Source organism: Paracraurococcus ruber, from assembly GCF_004353985.1.
In the GTDB taxonomy this organism is placed as follows: domain Bacteria; phylum Pseudomonadota; class Alphaproteobacteria; order Acetobacterales; family Acetobacteraceae; genus Paracraurococcus; species Paracraurococcus ruber.
Genome location: NZ_SMOA01000232.1, coordinates 1 through 8,730 on the forward strand (window position 1 = coordinate 1; position 8,730 = coordinate 8,730).

Below are 8,730 nucleotides of genomic sequence, written 5' to 3' on the forward strand. Positions count from 1 at the left end.
CCAGGCCGGCGGCGGCCGCGGCGGTGCCGGCGATGGCGATGCGCGCGGTGAGGCCGGCGCGGGCGAAGCGCGCGGCGAGGGCGCGGCGCAGCGCGTCCTCCGTGCCGTGCAGATGCGCAACACCGGCAACATCCAGCAGCAGCCCATCCGGCGGGTCGAGCGCCGGCAGCGGCGTGACGCAATGCGCCCAATGGCCCAGCCGGCGCAGCCAGGCGGCATCCGCCTCCGGCGCATGCGGGTGCAGCGCGACCTCCGGCAGGATGGCCTGGGCATCCGCCAGGGCCTGGCCGGGGCGCAGGCCGGCGGCAGCGGCCTCGGCGCTGACGGCGACGAGCACACGCCGGCTGCCCTCCGGCGCCCAGATGGCGGCCGCGCCGGTGAGGCGGCGGCGCTCGATCGGCAGCAGCGGGAGGTGGAGCGCGGCGATGCGGCGGGGTTCGGCAAGGGGGCTCTGCCCCCCTGCCGGGCCGAAGCTTGGCCCCGGGCCCCGGCCTGGGTCCCGCCCTGGGTCATCGCTGGCGGAGGGTGCCCCGCCGGAATCCCCTGTGCCAGCGACGAAGCGCATGCAGGGGCCTGGGGGCCGGTCCGGTCCCCAGCGGGGCGTCGAAGGGGGCAGCGCCCCCCTCGTCAGCCCCGGCCCGCACGCCCTTCGCCTCATCGCGCGCGCCGCCGCGCGCGCTGCGGCATGGCCTCGGTCCCGATGGCCTCGGTCCCGGCGGCCTCGTCCAGGTCCGGCCGCTCCGCGGCGTCATGGTCCAGCCGTTCGGCCGCGGACCGCCAGGTCACGTCCCAGCCCTGCGGCCGGCCGCCGCGGCAGCGCAGCAGGTCCAGGCGCCAGCGCGGGTCGCCCAGGTCATGCGCGCTGCCCGTCCCGGCCAGCGCGCCGACGCGCCAGCGGGTGAGGGCAGCGGTGGCGCCGCCCTCCGCCTCGGCTTCCGGGCGCAGCAGCAGGCCGAGGGCGCCGCCCGCCTCCGCCGCCAGTTGCAGCCGCCGCGCCGCGGTCAGGTCCAGCCCGTCCACCGCCAGCAGCGCCCCGGCGACGCCGGGGCAGCGCAGGCATTCCTCCATGGCCCAGAGCGCATCCTGCCGCCGCGGTGCCTGCACCAGCACCAGGTCGGCGGGCGAGAGGCCGAAGCGGAACAGGCCGGGCGGCCAGGCATCCGGCTCGGGCGCGATCCACAGCACGGCCCCGCCCTCCGGCCCCCTGGACCTGGCCAGCACCAGGGCGCAGAAGCCCGCCGCGGCGCCGGGATCGGCCGCCAGCACCTCATGCACCGCGGCGCGGGCCAGGCCGCCGCCGGGCAGGGCCCGGTCGATCGCCGCGCAGAGCGGCACGCCATCCCCCGCCGGCGCGCCGCCGCTGCGGTCCAGCCGGGCGATGCGGGCACGCAGCGCCGCCAGCAGGGCGGGGCGGTCCATCGCATGGCCGGCTGGCGCATGGCCATCGGGGGCATGACCGGGGTCATGCAGGGGATCGGGGGGCGGGATCATGGCTTGTTCGCTATATGTTCTCGTATCGCACCAGCCAAGGTCAAGCGTTGTCACGTGACAGGTGCATTCCGATTCATGGGTGCAGGGCAGGAATGCGAGGGAGACCCTTGAATCCTGGCCCGGGACAGCCGCAGATCACGAACACCCGGGAGGACCCATGGACGCCCAACCGACCACCCCGACTCGGCCCACCGTGGTGGATGGCCTCGCCGGCGCCATCGGCAACACGCCGCTGATCCGCCTGCGCCGCGCCAGCGCGGCGACCGGCTGCGAGATCCTCGGCAAGGCGGAGTTCATGCAGCCCGGCGGCAGCGTGAAGGACCGCGCCGGCCTCGGCATCATCCAGGACGCCGAGGCGCGCGGGCAGCTGACCCCCGGCGAGCCGGGCATCGTGGTGGAGGGCACCGCCGGCAATACCGGCATCGGCCTGACGCTGGTGGCGAACGCGCGCGGCTACAAATCCATCATCGTGGTCCCCCGCACGCAGAGCCGGGAGAAGCTCGACTTCCTGCGGATGATCGGCGCCGACCTGCGGCTGGTGGACCCGAAGCCGCTGCGCGACCCCGGGCACTACGTGAACACCTCCCGCCGCATCGCCGAGGAACTGCAGGCGCAGGGCGAGCGGGTGATCTGGGCGAACCAGTTCGGCAACCTCGCCAATGCCGCGATCCATGAGGCGACGACCGGCCCCGAGATCTGGGACCAGACCGGCGGCAGGATCGATGCCTTCACCTGCGCCTGCGGCACCGGCGGCACCCTGGCCGGCGTGGCCCGCGCGCTGAAGGCGCGCAACCCCAAGGTGCGCATCGTGCTGGCCGACCCGATGGGCAGCGGGCTCTATTCCTGGATCAAGACCGGCGAGGTGAAGGCCGAGGGCAGCTCGATCACCGAGGGCATCGGCCAGGCCAGCGCCGCGCCCGGCAACCTCGAGCATGGGCGGGACTGTATCGACGACGCGCTGCAGGTGGACGACCCCACGGCGCTGGCGCAGATCTTCGACCTGCAGCAGCACGAGGGCATCTCGCTGGGCGGGTCGGCCGGGGTGAATGTCGCCGCCGCGGTCGCGCTGGCGAAGCGGATGGGGCCGGGCCACACCATCGTGACCATCCTCTGCGATGGCGGCGCCCGCTACCAGAGCAAGATCTTCAACCCGGAATTCCTGCGGGAGAAGGGCTTGCCCGTCCCGTCCTGGCTGGCGTGAGGGCGCCTGGACGCATGGCCGCCGGCCGCGACATCGCCGCGAGAGTGACGGCCGCGCCGCCGCGCCGTCCGATCCTGTTCAAGCGCTGAAGGGGTGCGTCGGATGGAGATCTTCGAGCTCGCCCGCACGGTCCGGGACCGCGACCCCGCCCGGCCGACCTGGATCGAGGCCGTCACCTGCTATGCCGGGCTGCAGGCGGTGCTGATGCATCGCGTGGCCCACGCGCTGTACCGCCGCGGCTTCAAGGCGCTGGCCCGCGCCGTCTCCCACACCAACCGCTTCATCACCGGCATCGAGATCCATCCCGGCGCCAGGATCGGCCGGCGGCTGTTCATCGACCATGGCATGGGCGTGGTGATCGGCGAGACGGCGGAGATCGGCGACGACGTGCTGATCTATCACGGCGTCACGCTGGGCGGCCTCTCGCTCGCCAACCGCGCCGGGCCGGGCGGCAAGCGCCACCCGACCATCGGCGACGGCGTGGCGATCGGCGCCGGCGCGCAGGTGCTGGGGCCTATCCGCGTCGGCGAGGGCGCGCGCATCGGCGCCAATGCGGTGGTGGCGAGCGAGGTGCCGCCGGGCGAGACCGTCATCGGCATCCCCGCCCGGCCGCCGCATGAGCACCGCATCCTGACCGGTGCCTCGGTCGGCCGCACGCCGCCGGCGCCCAGCCCGGGCTATGGCCTGCTGGACCAGCCCTGCGACCCGGTGGGGGAGGAGATCGCCACCCTGCGGGCCGAGATGGCGGCGCTGCGGGCGGAGCTTGCCACGCTGAAGCGGCAGCAGGCGGGCGTGCCGGCGGCCGAGTGAGGCGGCATTGAGGGGGACGCTGTCCCCCTCAGGCCCCCCCTGCCGGGCCGGCACCCGGCCTGGACCTGTCTCGCGCGCCGGGTCGGCGTGGCGGCGGCGCGCCAGACCCGATGACCATCCCGGCCAGCATCCATGCCGACCGGGATGAACCAGGCTCGGGCCGGTTCAGGGGTCGCCCGGCCCCTGGTGGAGTGGGTCCGGGAGGGGCAAAGCCCCTCCCGACATCAGCCCTTCGCGTCCAGCTTGTCCTGCGTGCTCGTCTCGAAGTCGCTGGCGTCGTGGCGTTCGCGCAGCTGCTCGGACGGGTCGCCCTGCATGCGGTTGACCATGCGGCCGCGCTTCACCGCCGGGCGGGCGAAGACCTGGTCGGCCCAGCGGTTGACGTGCCTGTACTCCTGCACCGCCAGGAACTCGGCGCCGCCATAGAGCCAGCCCTTCACCAGCCCGCCATACCAGGGCCAGATGGCGATGTCGGCGATGCTGAAGTCGGGGCCGGCGATGTACTCGCTCTCGGCCAGGCGGCGGTCCAGCACGTCGAGCTGCCGCTTGGTCTCCATGGCGAAGCGGTTGATCGGGTACTCCTGCTTGGTCGGCGCATAGGCGTAGAAATGCCCGAAGCCGCCGCCGAGATAGGGCGCGCTCCCCATCTGCCAGAACAGCCAGGACAGAGTCTCGGCCCGCGCCGCGCCGCCCTGCGGCAGGAAGGCGCCGAATTTCTCCGCCAGGTACAGCAGGATCGCGCCGGATTCGAAGACGCGCACCGGCTGCGGGCCGCTGCGGTCGAGCAGGGCGGGGATCTTGGAATTCGGGTTCACCCCGACGAAGCCGCTGCCGAACTGCTCGCCCTCGCCGATGCGGATCAGCCAGGCGTCGTATTCGGCGCCCGTGTGGCCCGCCGCCAGCAGCTCCTCCAGCATCACCGTCACCTTCACGCCGTTCGGCGTGCCGAGGGAGTAGAGCTGCAGCGGATGCTTGCCGACCGGCAGCTCCTTCTCATGCGTCGGGCCGGCGACGGGGCGGTTGATGTTGGCGAAGCGCCCGCCGCTTTCCTTGTCCCAGGTCCAGACCTTGGGGGGCACGTAGTCGGTGCTGCTGCTCATCGGCTCATCCTCCTCCGGATGCCCAGGATATGCGCCCGCCCGCGCCGGATGTCAGGGAGGCCCGGTTCGCGCGGCGGGGATGCTCGATGGCCCCGGCGCGCCGGCGCGGGCGCCCCCTGCCGGCCGGCCGCGGGTCGCGCCATCCGGCCCTTGCTCTCAGCCGGCCCGGCGCATGAGTCCGAAGGCGAAGTCCCGTCCCTGGCCGCGCTGCAGCGCCAGGTCGATCCACAGCATGGCATGCGCTTCCAGCAGCCGGGCGTTGCGCAGCGGCCCGGCATCCACCGGCGCGAAGCCCAGCTCGCCGACCAGGCCCAGCACCGCCGGCTTGCGCGCCGCGTCGTCGCCGGCGACGAACATCACCGGCGGCTGCGGGTAGCCCTGCGTGTCGCCCAGCACCTCGAAGCCCGTGCTGTTCAGCGTCTTGAAGGTGCTGGCGCCCCTGGCCCAGGCGGCGACGCGCTCGCCGCCCGATTGCGTGTGGCCGATGGCGAGGCCGAGGCCCTCCGGCCCCATGGCCAGCGGGTTGGTGGCGTCCAGCAGCAGCTTGCCGGTCAGGTCGCCGAGGGCGGCGATGGCCGCTTCCGTCGCTGGCCAGGGGGTGGCGAGCAGAATGGCCGCGGCGCCGGCAGCGGCCTCCGCCGGGGCCAGCAGCGCGCCGGTGGCGGCAAGCGGCCGGTATCTCGCCGCCGCCGGGTCGCGCAGCCCGTAGCGGATGGCGTGCCCGGCCTTCGCCCAGGCGCGGGCGATGCCGGCGCCGACCTTGCCGGCGCCGATGATGGCGATGTCCACCGCAACCTCCCCGGAGATGCCAGGGCCACTGGTAGGCTCGCGGCCGCCCGGCGCGCCACCGGCCATAAGGCCAGGGGAGGCAACCGGCATGGTCGTGGCAGGGTTGTGTCGCCGGGCCAGGATCGGTCCGGCAGGCATGAAGGAGACGGGCGATGGCCAGCATCCGGCGCAGCGCGAGCGCGCAGTGGCAGGGCACGGGCAAGGACGGGACGGGGGCGCTGACCACCCAGAGCGGGACGCTCAAGGAGACGCCCTATGGCTTCAACGCCCGGTTCGGCGACGGCCAGGGCACGAACCCGGAGGAACTGATCGCCGCGGCGCATGCCGGCTGCTTCACCATGGCGCTCGCCTTCAAGCTGCAGGGCGCCGGGCTGACGCCGGAAAGCCTGTCGACCGAGGCGCGGCTGTCCATGGAGCAGGAGGGCGGCGGCTGGGCGATCAAGGCGATCGCGCTGGTGCTGAAGGCGAAGGTCCCGGGCGCGTCGCAGGAGCAATTCGCCGGGCTGGCGGCGGATGCGAAGGCGACCTGCCCCGTCTCGAAGGTGCTGAACGCCGAGATCACCCTGGACGCCACGCTGGAATAGCCGGCTGAAAGACTTTCGGACAGGGAAGGGGGTCGGGCGCCAGGGGCGCCCGACGGGGGATACTTCCCCCGCATTCTCCTCCGTCGGTCAGCGCACTGTTCAGCGCACCGTCAGGTCCCAGGGCAGCCGGTCCGCTTCCCGCAGCGCGTCCAGCCGGCTGATGCCGATGTCGCGCAGCATGCGGTCATCCATGCGGGCCAGGTCGCGGCGGGTCTGCATCGCGCGCCACATGGCACGCAGCCCGGGGCGTGGCGTCGCCACCGCCGCCAGGGGCCAGACGCCGGAAGTGATGCTGCGGATCGCCATGCTGGGTCTCCCTCTTGTCCCGCGGGCAGGATGGCCGCCCCGGTGAGCGAAGGATGCGGCAGGCAACGAAATCAGGAAAACGAATTGCATTGACGCTCCCCATCAGCGTCCTTGATATGACGGGCGAGGAGGTGCCGCCATGCTTGCCCTGCCGCCCGGCCTGGATCCCGACCTGCTGCGCAGCTTCGTCCTGATCGCCGAGGGCGGCAGCTTCACCCGCGCCGCCCAGGCGGTGGGGCGGACGCAATCGGCCGTGTCCATGCAGATCCGCCGGCTGGAGGAGGCGCTGGGCCAGCCCCTGCTGAACCGCGGCGCGCGCGGGGTGGAGCCGACCGAGCAGGGCCAGTGGCTGCTCGAGCGGGCGCGGCGCATCCTGGCGCTGAACGACGAGATCGTGGCGAGCTTCCGCCAGCCGGAGGTGGCGGGGCATGTCCGCCTCGGCTCCCCCGACGACTACGCGGTGCGCTGGCTGCCCGGCATCCTGGCGCGCTACGGCGCCAGCCACCCGGCGGTGCAGGTGGAGGTGACCTGCGCCCCGTCCAACGAGTTGGTGGACCGGCTGCGGGATGGCGAGCTGGACCTGACCCTGCTGTCGGAGGGCAACGAGCCCGCGGGCAGCCGGGTGCGCTGGCTCTGGCGCGGGCCGCTTCTCTGGGTGGGGAAGGAGGAGGTGGCGCGGCGCCGGCCGCTGCCGCTCACCCTCGCCGCCGGTGGCTGCGCCTGGCGGCGCGCCGCGACCGAGGCGCTGGACCGCGGCGGGCTGCCCTGGCGGATGGCCTATACCTCGGCCTCCCTGTCGGGCTGCCTGGCGGTGGTGCTGGCCGGGCTGGCGGTGACGGTGGCGATGCCGTCGCCGCTGCCGGACGGCGTCCGCCGGCTGGGGCCGGAGGAGGGGCTGCCCGACCTGCCCGACTTCGCCATCGGCCTGCTGCGCGGCCCCGGCACGCCGGCGGCCGAGGCGCTGGCGCGGCATATCGAGGAGAATTTCCGCACCGGGGAGGCGCTGGAAGCGGCCTGACGGGTTGAGAATCAACCGGTCCCGGTCCATCTGCGCGCCGTTTCCATAGCGGCCGCGTCAAGGCCGAGACCGGGGATTCGCCCATGCATCGTCGTTCCCTGCTGGCCGGGCTGGCCGCGGGCCTGTGCTTGCCGTCCGTCCTGCGTGCCCAGTCGGCTTGGCCTGACCGGCCCATCCGGCTGATCGTGCCCTGGCCGCCCGGCGGGTCCACCGACACCATCGCACGGATCTTCCAGCCGCGGCTGGCGGCGCTGCTCGGCCAGCCCGTGGTCATCGACAACCGCGGCGGCGCCTCGGGCTCCATCGGGGCGATCGAGGCGGCGCGGGCCCCGGCCGATGGCAGCACCTGGCTGTTCCAGTACGACAACGAGGCCACCAACCAGACGCTGCTGCGGCTGCCCTACCGCACGCTGGAGGCCTTCGCGCCGGTGAGCCTGGTGGCAAGCGGCCCGCTGGCCCTGGTGGCGCACCAGAGCACGCCCTGGCGGAGCTTCCAGGATGTGGTGGCGGCGGCGAAGGCGCAGCCGGACACGGTGTCCTATGCCAGTTCCGGCATCGGCGGGCTGGCGCATGTCGCCACCACGCTGCTGCAGCAGCAGGGCGGCTTCAGCCTGGTGCATGTGCCCTATCGCGGCGGCGGGCCGGCGCTGACCGATGCCATCGCCGGGCAGGTGCCGCTGTTCATGTCGAACGTGGTGATCATCAGCCAGCATATCCGCGCCGGCACGCTGCGGCCGCTGGGGGTGACCACGGGGGCGCCGACGCGGCATGTGCCGGGCGTGGCGCCCTTCGCGGCGCAGGGCTTCCCGGGCTTCGACGCGCCGACCTGGTGGGCCTTCCTCGGCCGGGCGGGGACGCCGGAGCCGGTGATGCGGCGGATGCAGGAGGCGCTGGCCCAGGCGCTGGCCGACCCCGAGGTGCGCGGGAAGATCGAGGAGCAGGGCGCCGATGTCCGGGCGACCGGGGCGGAGGAGGCCCGGCAATTCCTGGCGGGCGAGATCGGTCGCTGGGGCCAGGTGATCCGCGCCAACAACATCCGGGCGGATAGCTGACCCGGGTGGCGGCCGGGTCCGGACGGGTTCCCGGCCCGGCTGCGGAACGGCGATTCCGGGTGTTGACCGGGGCGGCGGGCGGGCGTAGAGACTGCACACCGCAGCGCGGTTGGGGTTGACGATCACCGGCGGCTTCGCCAGTATCCATGCCCCGCTCACGAAGCGGTCTCATCGCCAGACGCAGCCAGCCCTGCCGGTCGAAATGCCGGTCGATCTGCTGTTTTGCGGCGGTTTGCCATTCGGCCCTGGCCGGATGGGTGTTCCTTGACAGTTTTATCTGGTTTTGGAAGCGCGTTCAGTGGATGAGCGTTGCTGTTTGGCTTGGTCCTGGTTTTGGGCTTGGCTGGGCGGATATTTTGCGTGGTGTGTGTTCTGCTTT

General features: G+C 73.5%; 10 protein-coding genes. 5 read left to right on the forward strand and 5 right to left on the reverse strand.

The window, feature by feature from the left end; genetic code table 11:
- Positions 1-337 (reverse strand): Y-family DNA polymerase (locus tag E2C05_RS33365; protein WP_456306527.1); only part of this gene is annotated, 337 nt, incomplete at its 3' end.
- A 317-nt stretch (positions 338-654) separates the two neighbouring features.
- The gene (locus E2C05_RS25215; protein ID WP_133222404.1) at positions 655-1,419 is read right to left on the reverse strand and encodes an ImuA family protein; all 765 of its coding nucleotides are present in this window, start codon (positions 1,417-1,419) and stop codon (positions 655-657) included.
- A gap of 229 nt (positions 1,420-1,648) precedes the next feature.
- Between E2C05_RS25215 and E2C05_RS25220 the strand changes: the two genes are divergently transcribed.
- Both E2C05_RS25220 and cysE read left to right on the forward strand, forming a co-directional pair.
- The gene (locus E2C05_RS25220) at positions 1,649-2,692 is read left to right on the forward strand and encodes a cysteine synthase A (RefSeq protein ID WP_133222405.1); all 1,044 of its coding nucleotides are present in this window, start codon (positions 1,649-1,651) and stop codon (positions 2,690-2,692) included.
- Between the two features lie 102 nt (positions 2,693-2,794).
- Positions 2,795-3,502, forward strand: a complete 708-nt coding sequence (gene cysE / locus E2C05_RS25225) for a serine O-acetyltransferase (RefSeq protein ID WP_133222406.1) — start codon at positions 2,795-2,797, stop codon at positions 3,500-3,502.
- A gap of 224 nt (positions 3,503-3,726) precedes the next feature.
- Here cysE and yghU read toward each other — a convergent pair whose 3' ends face one another.
- Positions 3,727-4,602, reverse strand: a complete 876-nt coding sequence (gene yghU, locus E2C05_RS25230; RefSeq protein WP_133222407.1) for a glutathione-dependent disulfide-bond oxidoreductase — start codon at positions 4,600-4,602, stop codon at positions 3,727-3,729.
- A gap of 156 nt (positions 4,603-4,758) precedes the next feature.
- Positions 4,759-5,391 (reverse strand): NADPH-dependent F420 reductase, encoded by a 633-nt coding sequence (locus E2C05_RS25235; protein WP_133222408.1) that lies wholly within the window; start codon positions 5,389-5,391, stop codon positions 4,759-4,761.
- A 152-nt stretch (positions 5,392-5,543) separates the two neighbouring features.
- Between E2C05_RS25235 and E2C05_RS25240 the strand changes: the two genes are divergently transcribed.
- A complete protein-coding gene (locus E2C05_RS25240; protein WP_133222409.1) occupies positions 5,544-5,975 on the forward strand; it encodes an OsmC family protein in 432 nt (143 codons plus the stop codon).
- Positions 5,976-6,074: 99 nt separating this feature from the next.
- Here the strand turns inward: E2C05_RS25240 and E2C05_RS25245 are convergent, their stop codons facing one another.
- On the reverse strand, positions 6,075-6,281 hold the full coding sequence (locus E2C05_RS25245) for a DUF1127 domain-containing protein (RefSeq protein WP_133222410.1): 207 nt from the start codon (positions 6,279-6,281) through the stop codon (positions 6,075-6,077).
- Positions 6,282-6,420: 139 nt separating this feature from the next.
- Here E2C05_RS25245 and E2C05_RS25250 point away from each other — a divergent pair, with 139 nt between their 5' ends.
- Positions 6,421-7,299: a LysR substrate-binding domain-containing protein gene (locus E2C05_RS25250; protein ID WP_133222411.1), complete on the forward strand. Its 879-nt coding sequence runs from the start codon at positions 6,421-6,423 to the stop codon at positions 7,297-7,299.
- A gap of 83 nt (positions 7,300-7,382) precedes the next feature.
- Positions 7,383-8,351 carry a Bug family tripartite tricarboxylate transporter substrate binding protein gene (locus tag E2C05_RS25255; RefSeq protein WP_133222412.1) on the forward strand — a complete coding sequence of 323 codons (969 nt, stop codon included), beginning with the start codon at positions 7,383-7,385 and terminating at the stop codon, positions 8,349-8,351.
- Positions 8,352-8,730: the final 379 nt, after the last annotated feature.

Excerpts from the sequence above, each read along its gene's own strand:
- E2C05_RS25250 (WP_133222411.1), top strand. The coding sequence starts at position 6,421 with ATGCTTGCCCTGCCGCCCGGCCTGGATCCCGACCTGCTGCGCAGCTTC.
- E2C05_RS25240 (WP_133222409.1), top strand. The coding sequence starts at position 5,544 with ATGGCCAGCATCCGGCGCAGCGCGAGCGCGCAGTGGCAGGGCACGGGC.
- yghU (WP_133222407.1), bottom strand. The coding sequence starts at position 4,602 with ATGAGCAGCAGCACCGACTACGTGCCCCCCAAGGTCTGGACCTGGGAC.
- cysE (WP_133222406.1), top strand. The coding sequence starts at position 2,795 with ATGGAGATCTTCGAGCTCGCCCGCACGGTCCGGGACCGCGACCCCGCC.
- E2C05_RS25220 (WP_133222405.1), top strand. The coding sequence starts at position 1,649 with ATGGACGCCCAACCGACCACCCCGACTCGGCCCACCGTGGTGGATGGC.
- E2C05_RS25245 (WP_133222410.1), bottom strand. The coding sequence starts at position 6,281 with ATGGCGATCCGCAGCATCACTTCCGGCGTCTGGCCCCTGGCGGCGGTG.
- E2C05_RS25215 (WP_133222404.1), bottom strand. The coding sequence starts at position 1,419 with ATGGACCGCCCCGCCCTGCTGGCGGCGCTGCGTGCCCGCATCGCCCGG.
- E2C05_RS25255 (WP_133222412.1), top strand. The coding sequence starts at position 7,383 with ATGCATCGTCGTTCCCTGCTGGCCGGGCTGGCCGCGGGCCTGTGCTTG.